Origin of the sequence: Collinsella sp. CLA-SR-H006, assembly GCF_040097075.1 — a bacterium.
Taxonomy (GTDB): domain Bacteria; phylum Actinomycetota; class Coriobacteriia; order Coriobacteriales; family Coriobacteriaceae; genus Collinsella.
This window is the reverse complement of sequence record NZ_JBBNPD010000001.1, coordinates 273,072-288,772: the sequence shown is the minus strand read 5'-3', so window position 1 is coordinate 288,772 and position 15,701 is coordinate 273,072. Positions and strand designations below refer to the sequence as shown.

14 protein-coding genes are annotated in these 15,701 nt (G+C 55.9%); 5 read left to right on the top strand and 9 right to left on the bottom strand.

Features of this window, described 5'->3' with window-relative positions; translation table 11 throughout:
* The first annotated feature begins 19 nt into the window (after positions 1-19).
* Positions 20-499, top strand: a complete 480-nt coding sequence (locus tag AAA069_RS01340) for a pyridoxamine 5'-phosphate oxidase family protein (protein WP_349127352.1) — start codon at positions 20-22, stop codon at positions 497-499.
* A 70-nt stretch (positions 500-569) separates the two neighbouring features.
* Here AAA069_RS01340 and AAA069_RS01335 read toward each other — a convergent pair whose 3' ends face one another.
* From AAA069_RS01335 to tsaA, 4 genes are all read right to left on the bottom strand, one after another.
* Positions 570-2,762, bottom strand: a complete 2,193-nt coding sequence (locus AAA069_RS01335; protein WP_349127351.1) for a response regulator — start codon at positions 2,760-2,762, stop codon at positions 570-572.
* Positions 2,759-3,628 (bottom strand): transporter substrate-binding domain-containing protein, encoded by an 870-nt coding sequence (locus AAA069_RS01330; protein WP_349127350.1) that lies wholly within the window; start codon positions 3,626-3,628, stop codon positions 2,759-2,761. Before AAA069_RS01330 ends, AAA069_RS01335 begins: the two co-directional genes overlap by 4 nt.
* Positions 3,629-3,772: 144 nt before the next feature.
* Positions 3,773-4,987: an aminotransferase class I/II-fold pyridoxal phosphate-dependent enzyme gene (locus tag AAA069_RS01325; protein WP_349127349.1), complete on the bottom strand. Its 1,215-nt coding sequence runs from the start codon at positions 4,985-4,987 to the stop codon at positions 3,773-3,775.
* Between the two features lie 111 nt (positions 4,988-5,098).
* Positions 5,099-5,836, bottom strand: coding sequence for a tRNA (N6-threonylcarbamoyladenosine(37)-N6)-methyltransferase TrmO (tsaA, locus tag AAA069_RS01320; protein WP_349127348.1), 738 nt, complete (start codon positions 5,834-5,836; stop codon positions 5,099-5,101).
* A 140-nt stretch (positions 5,837-5,976) separates the two neighbouring features.
* Between tsaA and AAA069_RS01315 the strand changes: the two genes are divergently transcribed.
* The 3 genes from AAA069_RS01315 (at position 5,977) to AAA069_RS01305 (ending at position 8,201) form a co-directional block, all read left to right on the top strand.
* A complete protein-coding gene (locus tag AAA069_RS01315) occupies positions 5,977-6,804 on the top strand; it encodes a TipAS antibiotic-recognition domain-containing protein (protein ID WP_349127347.1) in 828 nt (275 codons plus the stop codon).
* Between the two features lie 51 nt (positions 6,805-6,855).
* Positions 6,856-7,101: a glutaredoxin gene (locus AAA069_RS01310; RefSeq protein WP_349127346.1), complete on the top strand. Its 246-nt coding sequence runs from the start codon at positions 6,856-6,858 to the stop codon at positions 7,099-7,101.
* An 833-nt stretch (positions 7,102-7,934) separates the two neighbouring features.
* The gene (locus AAA069_RS01305) at positions 7,935-8,201 is read left to right on the top strand and encodes a ribbon-helix-helix protein, CopG family (protein ID WP_022094524.1); all 267 of its coding nucleotides are present in this window, start codon (positions 7,935-7,937) and stop codon (positions 8,199-8,201) included.
* 149 nt (positions 8,202-8,350) lie between these two features.
* On the opposite strand, the gene AAA069_RS01300 is transcribed toward AAA069_RS01305, so the two are convergent.
* The 4 genes from AAA069_RS01300 to AAA069_RS01285 form a co-directional block, all read right to left on the bottom strand.
* Positions 8,351-9,304: a tRNA-dihydrouridine synthase family protein gene (locus tag AAA069_RS01300; RefSeq protein ID WP_195544214.1), complete on the bottom strand. Its 954-nt coding sequence runs from the start codon at positions 9,302-9,304 to the stop codon at positions 8,351-8,353.
* A 447-nt stretch (positions 9,305-9,751) separates the two neighbouring features.
* Positions 9,752-11,017, bottom strand: coding sequence for an MFS transporter (locus AAA069_RS01295; RefSeq protein WP_022094931.1), 1,266 nt, complete (start codon positions 11,015-11,017; stop codon positions 9,752-9,754).
* Between the two features lie 11 nt (positions 11,018-11,028).
* Positions 11,029-12,093 carry an ornithine carbamoyltransferase gene (locus AAA069_RS01290; protein WP_006234575.1) on the bottom strand — a complete coding sequence of 355 codons (1,065 nt, stop codon included), beginning with the start codon at positions 12,091-12,093 and terminating at the stop codon, positions 11,029-11,031.
* Between the two features lie 123 nt (positions 12,094-12,216).
* On the bottom strand, positions 12,217-13,455 hold the full coding sequence (locus AAA069_RS01285; RefSeq protein WP_148346582.1) for an agmatine deiminase family protein: 1,239 nt from the start codon (positions 13,453-13,455) through the stop codon (positions 12,217-12,219).
* A gap of 239 nt (positions 13,456-13,694) precedes the next feature.
* On the opposite strand from AAA069_RS01285, the gene AAA069_RS01280 reads away from it, so the two are divergent.
* On the top strand, positions 13,695-14,258 hold the full coding sequence (locus AAA069_RS01280) for a TetR/AcrR family transcriptional regulator (RefSeq protein ID WP_022094929.1): 564 nt from the start codon (positions 13,695-13,697) through the stop codon (positions 14,256-14,258).
* Between the two features lie 138 nt (positions 14,259-14,396).
* Here AAA069_RS01280 and AAA069_RS01275 read toward each other — a convergent pair whose 3' ends face one another.
* A complete protein-coding gene (locus tag AAA069_RS01275; protein WP_117840391.1) occupies positions 14,397-15,677 on the bottom strand; it encodes an MFS transporter in 1,281 nt (426 codons plus the stop codon).
* Positions 15,678-15,701 lie beyond the last annotated feature (24 nt).

Here is a 15,701-nt window from a genome sequence, read left to right as displayed (position 1 = left end):
AGCAGAAAGGACGCCAACGATGTTTAGGCCCTTACGTCGAAAGAAACGCGCCATCACCGACGAGGAAGCGCGCGAACTGCTCGCTACCTGCAAGCGCGGCGTCTTTGCCGTCAACGGCGACGATGGCTACCCGTACGCCATTCCCGTCAACTACTTCTTTGACACCGAGCACGACAAGATTTATTTCCATGGTGCCAAGGCCGGCCACAAGGTCGATTCACTCAAGCGCGATGACAAAGTCTGCTTTACCGTTTACGGCAACGAGTGGTACCAGGACGGTGACTGGGCTCCCTACGTAATGAGCACCGTGGTCTTTGGCCGCTGTCGCCTGGCGAATGACACCCCCGCGTTTATCGAGGATAAAGTCCGCCAGCTCGCCCTTAAGTACTACCCTTCTGCCGAAGAAGTCGAAGAGGAAATCGCCAAGGACATTAAGGGCGTCCAGCTCTACGAGATTACGATTGAGCATCTTTGCGGCAAGCAGATTCAGGAGAAGTAAGCTCCAAAAGCAGGCCTCATCAATAACAATATGGCCCGGTTCCAACCCACCTTGGAACCGGGCCATATGCTTATGAAGCGTCGGCGGCTATGTGCGCAAGCGCCTCAACGAGCTCCTGCGAGCTCACGGGTTTACTCAGGTGCGCATCCATGCCCGCCTCACGCGAAAGCCTGCGGTCGTCGGCAAAGGCGTTGGCACTCACGGCGATAATCGGCGTGGTCGCGGCATCCTCGCGATCGAGTGCTCGAATTCGACGCGTGGCCTCAAGGCCATCGATACCGGGCATCATGATGTCCATCAACACCACGTCGTACTCGTGCGGTGCGCTCGCGGCAAACGCCTCAACGGCAGACTCGCCATCCTTAGCATGCGTCACGACGGCACCGGCACGGTTGAGCGTAAACTGCGCGATCTCGGCATTCAGATCGTTATCCTCTACGAGCAAAACGCGCAAGCCCTGGAGCGCATCGCCATCACCCGCATCCACGCGAACTGCCTGAGGAATCTCGGAGCGCTTGCATTTCTCGAACGGCAGGCGGATGGTAAACGTCGTCCCCTGCCCCAAGACGCTCGTAAAGCTCATGGTTCCGCCCATAAGCTCGACCAGCTGTTTTGCGATAGGCGCGCCCAGGCCAGTTCCCGACGAAGCGCCTTCCACCTGCTGCTTCTCGCGGCAAAACGGCTCGTAGAGGTGCTGTTGGAACTCCTCGCTCATGCCAATACCGTTGTCGGCGATCGTGTATTCATAGACAGGGACGCCATCTACAGGCTCCACCTCGCGGCACACCAGGCGAACATAGCCGCCCTGGCGGTTGTACTTGACGGCATTGCCGGCAATATTGAGCAACAAGCGCTTGAGGTGCGTCACGCTCACCCGTGCATAGGGATGATCAAGCGTCTGCTGGTCGCAGATAATTGTCACCAGACGCTCCTCGGCCTGGCGCTCCAGAATATCGCGCACTTCACAGTTGAGTGCCACCAAATTTGTGGGTACGAGGTTCAGGTCGACCTGCCCGCTCTCCAGGCGACTCATATCGAGCGCCTCGTTGGCAAGGTCGAGCAGCAGTCCCGATGCCGTCCAGATCTTTGAGCGGCACTCGGTCTGCTTTTGCAGATCGTCCGCATTGGCATCGCCAACCTCGACCATGCCGCGAATGCCGTTGATAGGCGTGCGCAGATCGTGGCTCATGCGACGCAAAAACTCCGTCTTTGCCGAGTTGGCGGACGAGGCCTCGCGCGCCGCCTTTGCCAGCTTGTCGCCATAGTCGCGCTCCTGCAGCAACAGGTCGGTCATGCGCTGGCGCTCGGCACGGCGACGCATCATCACAACGGCGGCTATTGCACCGCCGTAGAGCACCAGCACGCAGGCGACAACGGCGGCGACGATCTCGAAGTAATGCCGCGCCGAGGCATAGGTGTACACATAGAATTTGTGCGCTTTTCCAAATGTGCCCAAATACCACTCGCCGTCGGCGTTAATCAATTTGACCTTACCGGCCAGGCATCGATCCTTAATACCGTCGACAATGAAGACATCCGTCACAGGCAGATCGAATACGCCCAATATGGTGGGTTCAACGGCATTGGTCGCAACGACCTTGCCGTCGCTTTCGATCACGATATTGCCGCTATCGATGGTTTCGTAGCCTTCGAGCAGGCTCTGCAGTTTGAGCGTATTACTCGCGACCGCCTTCGCGCCCTGATGCCTTACCGCGATAACGACGCCCTCGCCATCCCGCCGAGACACGCAGCCAATGTCTGCGACCGAATCATCCGCAAGCGTGATGCGGGCGGTATAGGACTTAAGCGGATGAGTTGCCACCTCCAGCACGGGTGATTCTTTGAGATACGTAGTGAGCGACTCGTAGCCCACGCCATCGGTCGAGGACTCGGACACCAAATTGCCCGATGCGTCCGTCACGATCAGTGCGCTCACGTTGAACTGGTCGGCATATTGCTCCAGTGTGGCGTTATCCACCGAACCGTCGCGCTCCATATCGCGCGCTGCCTCTCCGGCGATCTCCATAACGCGTATCAGGTTTTTGGTTGTATAGGCGCTATTGAATGCATCGTAGGAAAGGCTCTGCGTCGCCACGTAATCGACAACGTCGGCAAAGCGCTGCTCGGCTTGGGCCGTCATGTAACCGTAGCTCATCATGCCGGCAGCAACCGAGAGCACTATCCCCAGCAGAGCGACAAGGAGCCATGCCCCTGCCGAACGATTACCCCGCTCCTCTACGGCGTGGTCAGGCGCATCGATCATGACAGACCCTCCACATTCAAAAATGGCGAAGGGTCATCGAAGTACTTTGACACCAGGCGTTCCATGGTGCCATCGGCAAGCATTTCTTGGTAGGCATGAGTGAGCTTAACGTTGACGCCGCGCGTATCGTTGATATCGAAAGCGGTGCCCAAACCAACCTCCAGCAGCGGCTCATCCAAAATGCGATACGTTACGCCATAGTCTTTTTCGTAGGTGAGCAGCAAGGACTCATGCGCGGCGATGGCATCGACCAGGCCCTCGGCGAGCGCGGGGTTCAGGCACGAACGGTCCGAAAAGCAGTAGAGTTCCTTGATCTGCGGAACGTTTTCATTTGTGCGATTGAGCAAAATGCCCTCAGGCTTGGTGGTGGACTGAACCGCTACGATCTTATCCTCAAGATCGGCAAGTGTGTAGATATCGCTCTGGGGATCGACCGCGACCACCTGGCGGCTCGCAAGGTACGGGCCGGCCCAACGATACTCGTTTTCGCGACCCGTCATGCTAAAGCTGCCCATGACGCAATCGAGCTCGCCGCTCGCCAGCAGCTCTTTCTTCTTTTCCCAGTCGATCAGCTGGTATTTTGGCTTATAACCAATGCGGGCCAAAGCCTCGGTCAATATCTCGACATCCAGGCCAACGATATCGCCGTACTCGTCGGTATACACAAACGGTGGATAGAGGTCGCTGCCGACGTTGAGCGTCTTGAGGTCGTCGTCTTTGATCTGCGAGGCGTCCAGACCTTCTAATGCAGACGTCGAGGCTTCGTCATTACGCCCAGAACAGCTAGCTATCGCTACGACAAAGGCGCACGCTACCGCAAGCGCAACAAACAACGATATGGCAACCGAGCGACGGGGTCTTTTCATCGAGCTCCAGACGATCCTGTTTACAGACTGAAATGGTAGAAAATAATAGCAAACAAAACCACACGAGTGCCCAATGGTTACAGACGTTTTACCATGCGGGGCCTTCCAGCCGACTTGGCAGAAGGCCCCGCATGCAGTGCTCACTTACCGTGCATTAAAAACGTAGTGGTCCAGGCGGTCGCACGCCTCCCTTACGCGCGAAAGCGGCAGCGCCAGATTCACGCGAATGTGGCAGGGCCCGTGGAACGGACGGCCATCCTGGTAGCCAACGCCCACGCGCGCCCCCGCGTCGAGCAACCACTGAATATCGCGGCCATGCTCGCGGCACCACTCGGTGCAGTCCAGAAACACCATGTACGTGCCCTGCGGACGCGAATAGGACACGCCCTCAAAATGCTCGTCCACGTAATTGCAGAAGTACTCGATATTGTCGGCAAGCACCTGGTTGAGCTCGTCCACCCACTCGTAACCTTGCGGCTGGTAGGCACCGATAAGCGCATGCATGGAGAGGACGTTCATCTCGTTGTAGTGAGTCTTGTTGGACACGGCGCACACGCGGTCACGCAGCGTCCCGTTGTAGACAATGTGGTAGCTGCCGACCAGGCCCGCCAGGTTAAACGTCTTGCTCGGCGCATAGAGGGCGACCGTGCGCATGCGGGCATCCTCGCTCACCGACTGCGTCGGGATATGCTTGTGTCCCGGCAGGATGATATCGGACCAAATCTCGTCCGATATCACCACGCAATCGTGCTGGCGATAGATGTCCATGGCGCGCTCGATCTCGTCGCGCCCCCATACGCGGCCGCAGGGATTGTGCGGCGAGCAGAACACCGCAGCATGGATGTGGTTTTGGGCGAGCTTGTGCTCCATGTCCTCAAAGTCCATACGCCACACGCCCTGATCGTCGAGCTTAAGCGGGCTGTGGACAATGTGATAGCCAGCGGCCCCAATGGACTTGGTAAAGCCGATGTAGGTAGGGCTGTGGACCAGCACCGCATCGCCCGGCTGAACATACGCACGCAGCGTCGACACGACACCGCCCAGCACACCGTTTTCGTAGCCGATATGTTCAGGGCGCAGGCCCTCGACGCCATTGCGGCGGCTCTGCCATTCAATGATGCGGTCGAAGTACTCGGCACGCGGGTTAAAGTAGCCAAACATGGGATGCTGAGCGCGCTGAATGATGTGCCCCTGGACCGTGGGCACCGTGGCAAAATTCATGTCGGCCACCCACATGGGAATGCGGTCGAAGCCCTCGTCGGGTGCGTTCGGAGCCATACCGGGGATCTCGCCCCAGGAGTCAACGGCGATGGAGTCCATGCCGTGGCGGTCGATAAGCGAGCTAAAGTCGTATTTCATGCTGAGCCCCCGTGCAAAGTGATTGTTTTGGTAGGCGTTATTGTCCACCAGCGTGGGCGGTTTTGGCGCGGAGTTTGGCGCTTAATTTGACGGGTGCGGACGAATGGCTGGTTAGTCTTGCGCGTCGTTGACGGCGACTACGGTTAGCTGGGTTTCGTCGACCGTAAACGATATGTCGAGCCCGGCGTAGGCCAGATGGTAGACGCGGTTTGGCTCGTGCTTGCTGCCCGCGCGGCGCGGATCTTGGCGAAGGACCTCGACCAAGCCGGGGAGCTTTGTGGGCGGGACCATATCTTGCAGCGCTCGCGGAAACTCGACGTCGAGCTCTTGCCACGGAGCATCCTCAATCCAGCCGCCGGTCGCATCCGGGTGGCAGTCCGCAAACGGAATGTAGGGCTTAATGTCGTAGATGGGCGTGCCGTCGCGCAGATCGGCCCCCAGCACATGGATGATGGGACCATTGCCGGTGAGCTCGACGCGATCGAGCTTGACGCAGGTAAGCCCAATGGAATTAGGGCGAAACGGACTGCGCGTGGCAAAGACACCCACGCGCTCGGCTCCGCCCAGACGCGGCGGGCGCACGGTCTTCGACCACTTGACGTTGGTGCCGGACCTGTCCTGCGACTTGGCATCGGCAGCTATGTCCTTAGCCGTGCCGCCGGGCGTTCCGTTTTCGAAGCGCCAGAGCAGCCATAGGTGAGAGAAGGAATCCAGACCCTCAACTGCTGCGTTGGAGGCAAATTCCGGCTCAAAGACGATGCGTCCCTGCAGATGGGGCGCCAAAAAGCTGTTGCGCGGAATGCCGAATTTCTGCGGCAGGTCGGTATGTATGTGTGCAATAGGTTCCATGCCGGTCATTGTACGGCATGGGGCGTGGGGCGTTGCGCGCAATTCTTCGCCGCGGTCCCCCGTCGTGCAACCAACGGTTGCTTGGAAGGGCGCCTGCCGCCGCGTATGCTTAAGCCATCAACCAGCAGAAAGGAACCGTTATGGCCTTTGCAGAAAAGCTCATCGCTGTCCGTCGCGCCCATCACCTTACCCAGGAGCAGCTCGCCGCCAAGCTCTTTGTCACACGCCAAGCCGTCAGCCGTTGGGAACGCGGCGAAGTCACACCGGGCATCGACATGATGAAGCTCATCGCCGCTGTGACCGGCGAGCCCCTGTCTCATCTGCTCGAAATGCCCGAGCACTATTGCCAGAGCTGCGGCATGATACTCACGCCCGACGACTGCGGCACTGATACCACGGGCACCGCGACCGATCATTACTGCAAGTGGTGCTACGACCACGGCAAGTACACCTACGACACCACGATGGAGGCAATGATCGAGGATTGTGCCCCGCGGCTGGCACAAAACACCGGTATGTCGCTCGACGAAGCCGTCTCGCTCATGGGCGCCGTTCTGCCGCAACTGGAGCGCTGGCGCGCCGTGCAGGAAAACGAGGAGCGCTACGGTGCCGAGGCGCGGGCGCGCTATGGCGATGAGGCCATCGATGCAGCAAACGAAGCACTGCTGGATATGGATCCCGAGACATGGAACGACATGAAGGAACTTGAACGCGCGCTTCTGGGTCAGCTCTCGATTGCCATGGGCGACAGCGACCCAAAGAGCAACGAAGCCCGTAAACTTGTCGCAATGCACCGTCGATGGATTGGCCTTAACTGGGGACACCAGCCCCAAGACGAAGCATACCTGGGCCTCGCCCACGGTTATCTTGCCGACCAGCACTTTATTGACTACTACGACAAGCCCTGCGGCGCCGGAGCCACGGCTTTTCTGGTCCAGGCCATCGAGTCGTCGCTGACCCGCGCATAGACCGCGGCGGCTTTGGGTATTTCAATCGAAACCTCAACCGATTGGAGACCCATGGCTACTGATCACGAGCTCACGCTGTACGTTATGACCGGCTGCCCGTATTGCATAAAGGTCAAGCGCTTTTTGGCCGATAACGGTGTGACCATCCCTGAGCGCAATATCTCGACCGACCCCGATGCCGAGCAGACGCTCATCGCCGTCGGCGGAAAACGCCAGGTTCCCTGCCTATTCATCGACGGCAAGCCACTCTACGAGTCGAGCGACATCATCGCATGGGTACAGAAGAACCTGCTCTAGCACGCGCACTCTGTCCATCCAAGGAACCCCACCGACCCAAACATGTACGCCAGCATCCAAAGTCGACATTTTTCGACATCTTTGGATGCTGGTGTACAGCTTTTGCGGGTAGTCATGGACGCTCTTAACCGGCTAATTGTTTGAGGCGACCTTTGGATTATGGCTGTTTGACGCCTCTGGAAAGGGTTTCCGAGAGGGCTGTGGTCAAAAAAGGGCAAATATGAGTACTGCTACCTGTTTAGTAGCAGCGATTTTGATCACTTCAGGAGCTATTCAACGTTCCATACGTCCGTAGACGACGCTATTTCTCCTCATATGTTCAATAAAAGTAGCTCCTAATGGGAACAAATCTCATCAGGAGCTACTATTTATAGCAAAATAAATGCAACTATAATGGCAACAGTACTCATATTTGCCCTTTTTTGACCACGACCCTCCAGAATAGCCGCTGAGGACGACACTAAATGACAAAATCCGGCACTTGGACGTTCTTATATGATTAGCCATTGAAGGACACCTAACGACTACTCCCATCCGCGACACACTGTGTCGCGAATTAAGCTGGTCCCATTATCGAAGACCAGTGAGAGCTCCTGCCCAGAATCTCGATAGCTTAATAAAGCGCTCCCCTCCGGAAGTTCAATGAGCATCCAAATTCCAGGCTGAAAAGCAAAGGAGTATCGAAGCCGTCAATGCTCATTTTCTATCGAACACGCGGGTCAAAACAAGCTAATTAGCCTGATAAACTGTTTGTTTTTTTGTCTACAAGACTGTATACAAAAAGATTATCCGTTGACCTGTGCTCGACATTATGCCGATCGATAGGAGACGCTATGGACGCTAAGCAGCTCGAAAAAATGATGGGGTTTGCCCCCGGAGAGTTGGAGAAAGCCGCAGAGGCATACGAAAAAGATGAATGGCCGAAGGGTCGCACCATCAAGCTGGGAAGGCCGTCGATCTCCGATGAGCCAAGCGTTGTTTTATCGGCACGTGTGGGCGAATCGGTCCTTGAAGCCTTTGACGCAAAAGCAAAGCGCCATGGGCAAACACGCACGGAGCGACTCAGGGAGCTCATCACGCTCGATGCAATGATTGCCTAAACTCAACTCCCCCGCCGACCCAAACATATACGCCAGCATCCAAAGTCGACATCTTTCGACATCTTTGGATGCTGGTGTACAGTTTTTGCGGGTAGTCATCGGGGACGTTCTTAAATGACTAGTCGCTAAAGAACGTCCCCGATGTCTAACTAGCCGCGGAAGCGAGCTATGGGTGCGAGTGGCTGCTCGCGAAAGACCCGCTCGACGGCGGCGCGGTATTCGTCGACCTTTTTGGTCTTACGTACGAGCTTGTGAACGGTAGCGGGGTCGACGAAAGCGCACTTGGCGTAGAACCACCACTCCTTCATACGAAAGACCGCGTTACCGCCAATCTCTTCTGCATAGGCCGCAAACAGCGTGTCGTGGAAACGCTGCAGTTCGGCTGCCGTGGCAGCAGGGCCGCCCTTGACCATGCGAGCGAGAGCGGGATTCGCAAGCAAGCCACGCCCCAGCATCACATGGCGTGTCCCGGGATAGGCCTCCACCAGCGCATCCATATCCTCAAGATCAAAAATATCGCCGTTGTATGCCACCGGAAACGGCGCACGTTCCAGCGTCTCGCCATAGAACTCTTTGCGCGGTGAGCCTGTATAACGGTCCTTCTGTACGCGCGGATGCACGATCAGCTCTGTTAGCGGCATGCGGCAATACAGATCGAGCACGCGCTCATACTCGTCGTCGTCCTCGAGCCCCAGCCTAGTTTTGACCGATACCGGCAACGGCGACCGCTCGCACACATCGCTTAAGAACGCCTCGAGCTCGTCGAGATTGCGCAAGAAACCCGAGCCCTTGCCCTTGGCGACAACCGTTCCCGAAGGGCAACCCAAGTTGAGATTGACCTCGCGGTAGCCCATGTCAGCGAGCACCTGTGCCGCCCACACAAACTCGTCCGCGTTCTTGGACATCAGCTGAGGCACCACGTTGAGCCCCTGGTTATTGGCAGGATCGATCTCCTTAAACGCCTTGCCGCCAAAGCGGTTTCCCACCCGCGGCGGCGGCAAAAATGGCGTGTAATAGCAATCGAGCGCACCGAAGCACTCCGCATGCACGCGACGGAACACATGCCCGGTAATCCCCTCCATGGGGGCCAGCGAAAGGATCATCTACTCTTCTCTCATATCAACACAACAAAGGGGCCGTCCCTTTGTCACATGCATTATGCCTTGCGCTTCAGGCGATTCACAAGGAAGAGGTAGCTACTGAACGATGACCACCCTCCAGCCGCACCCCATACAACGAGGTCTAATACTTTTCCCGAGAAGTGAACGAGTGAAAACGGGCCCCGAAGCATCTGCACTTTCGAGATGCAATTTCCTGCGGTTTTGCCAGCCAAATCCTGCGGGTTTGACGTCTAAAAATGTCGATGCTTCGGAGGCCCAAGTATGGCCGTTCACTTCTCGGAAAAGTATTAGACCTCGATTTACATGCCACTCAATGTGACAAAGTGGCTGCTCCTTTGTCACATTCGATGAAAAAGGGCACCGATGTTAGTCGATGCCCCAAAGCGGCTGCAGGTTAAGCCCTACAGCGTATGTCTAAGACGAATCGAACTATTCGTCCCAGGAGAGGTTCTTACCAGTCTTTTTTGCCAGCAGCAAGAACAGGCCGATAATAACGTTGCATGCGATGCAGAAGATGAAGACGCCCTGGAAGGAGCCGACAAGCTCATAGACCTTCATCATAACGGGCATGCCAAAGGCGCCGACAATATAGCCCACGGAGCAGATCAGCGCGAAGATGCGACCGAAATCGCGGGAGCCAAAGACATCCATAACCAAAACGGTCAGGGCAGTGCCAGCGATGACGTACATTACGTCGTTCACGCCTGCTGCGAGGATGCTGAGCGTCGAGTTGCCGCTGCTCATCATGAGCATGACAAAGGAGAGGATGGAGACAGCGAGCCAGCCCAGAATGGCCTTCGTGCTGCCGAACCTATCGCAAGTGGTGCCGACGATCGGATTGAGGAACAGATCGAAGAGCGATGCAGCGGATACCATGAAGCCGCCCACCATGGGGCTAAAACCAACCTCGGAAGCATACGTCGGGAAGAGCTGGTTCATGCAGCAAGTGAGCTGAACGAGACAGAGGAAGCCGATGCAGAAGAAGAAGGCAGGCGACTTAATGGCGCGCGCATAGCTAACGCCACGCGTGCTATCCTCGGTCGTCTCCTCGGTCTCGGTGACCGTCTCGCCCTCGACGTAGCCATAGGGCAGCATGCCCTTGTCCTGAGGCTTGTAGCGGATGATCAGAATGGAAGCTGGGAGAATGAGCACTGCGGAAACACCGGCGAGCACCAGATAACCAGTTCTCCAGCCAGCGGCCTCGATGACAGAGGTGATGACGGGACTCATGATGAGCATGTAAATCGAGTTCACTGCCCAAGCGAGACCGATTGCCAGGCCACCAGATTTTTTGAACCACTGGTCAATAACGTCGGACATAGCGACGCCGGTGGTGAAGGCGAAGCAAACGCCAATCAGGGCGCCAGCGGCGATGAACATCCAGACTTCGGTGTAGAAGGCCATGCCTGCGCCGGCAGCGAGCAAAATAAGCTCGACAACGGGGAGCCAAACCTTGCCAACGACCTTGGGAATGAGTTTTCCGACAAACGGAAGAGCTGCCGCAAGACCAATGAGCGTTGCGGTGAAGTAATACGAGAAGATGGAATAGTCAAACCCGAACTCCTCGCACACGGGTGCGACGAAGGAGCCCGCGATGACGCTATAGGATCCGGTCGTGCCGGCAGACATAAGGCCGAGCGCGATTACGAGAACCCATGCGTAAACCTTGCTGCTCTTTAACTTTGCATTTTCCATTGACGCAGCTCCTAGAGACCCAGAAGGGCACACATAACGGCCTTGATGGTGTGCTGACGGTTCTCTGCCTCACGGAAGATGACCGAAGCGTTGGCCTCAAAGCACTCGTCGGCAATCTCGAAACCCTCGGTGATGATCTCGCGATGAAGGTCGTTCTTGCACTGGTCGAGGAGCATCTTGCCAACACGGTGATCCGCGTTGTGGACAGAGGGAAGCTCATGCATGCAGAAGATGTCAGGATTGTTGGTGCGCTTGCACAGCTCGCTGGTGACGCGATAGGGGTACAGAGACTCGGCATCGCCCAACCAGGAGTTGTAGTCGTCGGGATCCAGAACCTCTTCTCCGCACTCGGGGTTGATGTAGCGCCACTCCTCGGTAACGATAACGTCAACGCCATCCAGGGCATCGAGGTCAGAGGTGATGGTAAAGGTCCTATTGGGAGCGTACTTGGCGTAGCAGGCCTCCACCTCTTCGATCATTTCCTTGCACATCTGATGACGGAGGTCGTCGGGGCCGATGGCGAGGAAGTCCATGTCGAGCATAGCGCACAGACGGCCATACCACACTGGGGCGCCGGCGCAGTTGCCAACGAAAGCCATCTTCTTGCCGCGGCTCGTACGCAGACCGCCCCATTGCTCTTCCATCGTAAGAGCGTCAGCGAGCATCTGAGTCGGGTGATCGCCGAGAGTAAGGGCATTGATGACCGGGATGTCAACCAGGTCGGCGACGTCATAGAGGAACTGCTCGTCCTTCTGTGCGCGGTAGACGATGAGATCGTACATGCCGTTAAAGACGCGCATGGCATCCTTGACGGTCTCGCAGTCACCCATGTGGGAGTTGGTCAGATAAGTGAAGCCCATGCCCAAATCATTGCAGGAGGTCTCGAATGCGCAACGAGTACGGGTCGAGCCCCACTCAAAGTTGGCGAGGACGTTTTTGCCGGGGAAGTAGCGCTGGTCGACACCAGACTTCTTCTGAGCCTTAAGGTTCCAGGCAAGATCGATGAGATAGCGGAAATCCTCGGAGGAGAGATCATGGATGTTAATGTAGTCGCGACCGCGGAGGCTGTTGTTCATGCCTATTTCCTTTCGAATTATTATCAAAATTATTGTTGAATGTGTCCCCGAGGAAAACACGGATATCCCTCGGGGAGCGGTACATGTGGCGCCTAAGCCAAAGAGCGCAGGCTCTAAGGCTCACTAACGACTGGCCGCCACGTCCTTAGTCCAGCAGTGCACGCCGCCGCCGGACAGGTTAAGCGCGAGGGAATCAATCATGATGACTTTGCGATCGGGGAAGCAGCTCTCAAGAACTGCCTTGGCCTGCTCATCCTTCTCTTTCACGACCTCGCTCATGCCCTCGTGGTAATAACGCTGGCCAAGAACGACGCCGTTGCAAATCAGGAAGTTGCAGTAGCTCGCTGCGGCGTAGAAGTGGACGGGGCCCTCGGGCCAGGGGGTGCCATCCATAAACTTGCCGCCCATTTCGTCGATGAAGCCCTTATAGAGCTCGTAATCTTCATCGCCAGGGGCGATAACGACTTCAATAGGCTCGGCGGTGGGCATACGAACGATCTCGAAGGGCTTGCCCTCCCAGTCCGTTTCGTTGCTCAGGATCTCGTAGGCTGCCTCAATGCGGCGACGAGACTCTGCTCCAGCCTTGCTCGAGGCTGCCTCTTCATCGGACACCTCGGCAAGAAGAATCTTGTTCGGAGTGATAAAGCGACACATCTCATCAATGTGAGCTGCAAAGCTCATGCCAAAGACGGGAGTTCCGTCTTCCTTCTCGTCGAGGATGCCCAGTCGATAGTCGTCGTCCTCGAGCATAGGCTGCGGAAGCCAGATAACCTTGTTGAGGTTGTAGATGCGCTTATACTCGGCCTCTACTTCCTCTTTCGTGAACTCGGGATTACGCTTGCGGCATTCCGTGTCCTCGATGGCGATCAGAGTGCCGTGACCGTCAAACTCGCGGTCGCCGCCCTCCGAAACCATTTCGGAATTGACGATATCGAAGCAACCGAGCGCAACCGCCATGTGAACGGCTGCCTTACGTGCGGACTGGCACTCCGGGGAGTTCTTGTCCCACACGCCGTAATAGGTCCAAGCGGGGTTGACCATATAAGAATGGCCCTTGTCGTCGACCATGATGCTGGGACCGTTGTCGCGGACATAGAAGTTGGAGTCTTCGAACTGCGTGATCTCGATGCGATCGAGATCAACCCCCTCCTCCTTCAGGCGCGAGCAAGCCTCCTCATAGGAGCCGGGGGTGCCGCAATTGAGGTTGACCGTAACGTCGCCATACTCGAGCAGAGCCTTGATCACGTCAACGCAGGGCTGGCGGTTATCGTAGCCCTCTGCACGGATGTAATCGGGAAGCCATGTCACATAGACGTTGGAGCGCTTCTCGAACTCGCCCGGCATACGATAGTTCTCGTACATGGTTGGTCCTTCCGTCGGGTTTCCCGCGATGCTGTCCGGCCGCGACAATAGCGGGGTTTCACCTGCTATAGTACTACTATACCTACCGTTCGGTAGATAATTTTGAATAATTGCCGCTCGCCTACTGATACATACCGTTCGCCGTATATAGTGGTCATGTTTGGACACGAATTGATGTTCCGTTGCCATCCTTAATAATGTTGGTAGTGCGGAAGTGATTTGCAATGGAGAAATGCAGCGTGAGCACAAGAAAAAAAATATTGGACGCAATGTACGATCTTGTGGCAGAAGTCGGTTATGACAAAGCGTCTATCGGAAAGATTTGCGACTTTGTCGGTATATCCAAGCCGTCGGTGTACTACTACTTTCCCTCAAAAGAGGAGATTTTCACTACGCTCTTGGACAGCATGTTTCCGACCATTGACTATCAGCGCGACTACTCGCTAATAGTCGATAGGGACGGGTTCAAGGCCGCGCTTATCGAGCTCGGCAATTCAGTTATAGGTGGCTATCGAAGCGATGAAAAGCGCCGGCGCGTGCTGGCCGAGGTTAGCGTTCAAGCAAATCGAATTCCTGCAGTTCAGGAACGTCAAGCGACGGCGACCAAACGAACCATGGATGCGCTTAAAGACATCCTTCTTCATGGTGTAGAGATTGGCGCGTTTTCCGATAGCGCCGACGTAATGCTCTACGTACAAATTCTTTATACCGTTCTGGAGGGAGCAAGCAATACGGTCGCTCAAGGTGAGGATATTGATGAGAAAGCGGTTTGGGCGGGAATAGTCGAGCTTATGTTCAAATAAACCAGCCAAGCTGAAGCGCATGTTGGCACCCATGGTGCCTGCGGGCAACCTTTAAAACGAAAACAGGGGTCGACTCCAGTCTGGCTTGGAGTCGACCCCTGTTGCATGGCAATCTATGCCGATGCAAATCGGCGCTTATTACTTTTCAGCAGCCTTATTGAGAAAGCCGGAAACGATAGCAAACGCAGCAATCATAAGGTTGCAGGCAATGCAGAAGATAAATACTCCCTGGAATGACCCTGCCATGCCGTAAACCTTCATCATGACCGGCATTCCAAAAGCACCGACGACATAGCCCGCTGAGCAAACGATCGAATAGATCCTTCCAAAATCGCGTGATCCAAAGAGCGAGAGGAGAAGCATCGGCATTGCGGTTCCAACGATGGCGAACATGACATCGTTTACACCAGCTGCAATGATGGAAACGGTCTCATTGCTTCCGCCAATGATAAGAAGCAGGAATGAAAGAATGCTGACACCTGTCCATGCGACCGTTGCTTTAATAGCGCCAAGCTTGTCGCATGTTTTGCCCACGAAGGGATTTAGGAAGATATCGGAGAGTGAAGCTGCCGAGACCATTAAGCTTCCTACGATAGGATTGAAACCGACCTCGCTTGCATAGGTTGGAAACAGCTGGTTCATGCAGCAGGTGAGCTGCGCCACGCAAAGCAAGAGGACACAGAGAATAAAAGACGGCGTTTTCGCGGCATCGCGGAGTGCCATGCCCGAAAGGACATCTTCCTGCTCATCGGCGCTGCAGCTCTCATGGGTTTCGGAGGCGGTCTCTCCGTACGGAAGCATATTGCGATCAGAGGGGTTAAGGCGAATGATAAATGCGCTTGCAGGCAAAATCATAGCTGCAGAAACGGCCGCAAGCACGATGTATCCCGTACGCCAGCCTTGCTGCTCGATGACCAGTGTAATGACAGGACTCAATAACAGCGTGCAGAGAGAATTAACGCCCCAAGCGAGGCCGATGGCGAGACCGGACGATTTGCTGAACCATTGGTCAATGACATCGGACATGCAGACGCCCGTTGTAAACGAAAAGCAGATGCCGATCACTGCGGCGGAAACGGTGAACATCCAGACCTCGGTGTAGAACGCCATTGCGGCGCCGGCGGCAATAAGGACGAGTTCAATGCAAATATGCCATGGTTTGCCGATTACTTTTGGAATGAAGCGACTCAAAAGCGGAAGCCCAAGCGCAAGGCCAAGAAGAATCGCGGTGAAATAGAAAGAAAAAGAAGTGTAGTCAAAGCCCAGATCTTCACATACTGGAGCAACGAATGAGCCGGCAATAATGCTATATGTGCCAGTTGTTCCGGCGGACATTAAGCCGAGCGCAATAACGACGACCCAAGCAAATGCGCCGCTTTCACGGAGACAATCTTTTTTGGCTGGTGTGGTGAGAGTCATGGTTGCTCCATTTCTATCGGCAAT

What these genes read in the sequence shown, in the direction of transcription:
- AAA069_RS01285 (WP_148346582.1), bottom strand. Translation starts at nt 13,455, where the DNA reads ATGTACGAGAACTATCGTATGCCGGGCGAGTTCGAGAAGCGCTCCAAC.
- AAA069_RS01300 (WP_195544214.1), bottom strand. Translation starts at nt 9,304, where the DNA reads ATGATCCTTTCGCTGGCCCCCATGGAGGGGATTACCGGGCATGTGTTC.
- AAA069_RS01330 (WP_349127350.1), bottom strand. Translation starts at nt 3,628, where the DNA reads ATGAAAAGACCCCGTCGCTCGGTTGCCATATCGTTGTTTGTTGCGCTT.
- AAA069_RS01335 (WP_349127351.1), bottom strand. Translation starts at nt 2,762, where the DNA reads ATGATCGATGCGCCTGACCACGCCGTAGAGGAGCGGGGTAATCGTTCG.
- AAA069_RS01295 (WP_022094931.1), bottom strand. Translation starts at nt 11,017, where the DNA reads ATGGAAAATGCAAAGTTAAAGAGCAGCAAGGTTTACGCATGGGTTCTC.
- AAA069_RS01310 (WP_349127346.1), top strand. Translation starts at nt 6,856, where the DNA reads ATGGCTACTGATCACGAGCTCACGCTGTACGTTATGACCGGCTGCCCG.
- AAA069_RS01290 (WP_006234575.1), bottom strand. Translation starts at nt 12,093, where the DNA reads ATGAACAACAGCCTCCGCGGTCGCGACTACATTAACATCCATGATCTC.
- AAA069_RS01340 (WP_349127352.1), top strand. Translation starts at nt 20, where the DNA reads ATGTTTAGGCCCTTACGTCGAAAGAAACGCGCCATCACCGACGAGGAA.
- AAA069_RS01315 (WP_349127347.1), top strand. Translation starts at nt 5,977, where the DNA reads ATGGCCTTTGCAGAAAAGCTCATCGCTGTCCGTCGCGCCCATCACCTT.
- AAA069_RS01325 (WP_349127349.1), bottom strand. Translation starts at nt 4,987, where the DNA reads ATGAAATACGACTTTAGCTCGCTTATCGACCGCCACGGCATGGACTCC.
- tsaA (WP_349127348.1), bottom strand. Translation starts at nt 5,836, where the DNA reads ATGGAACCTATTGCACACATACATACCGACCTGCCGCAGAAATTCGGC.
- AAA069_RS01305 (WP_022094524.1), top strand. Translation starts at nt 7,935, where the DNA reads ATGGACGCTAAGCAGCTCGAAAAAATGATGGGGTTTGCCCCCGGAGAG.
- AAA069_RS01275 (WP_117840391.1), bottom strand. Translation starts at nt 15,677, where the DNA reads ATGACTCTCACCACACCAGCCAAAAAAGATTGTCTCCGTGAAAGCGGC.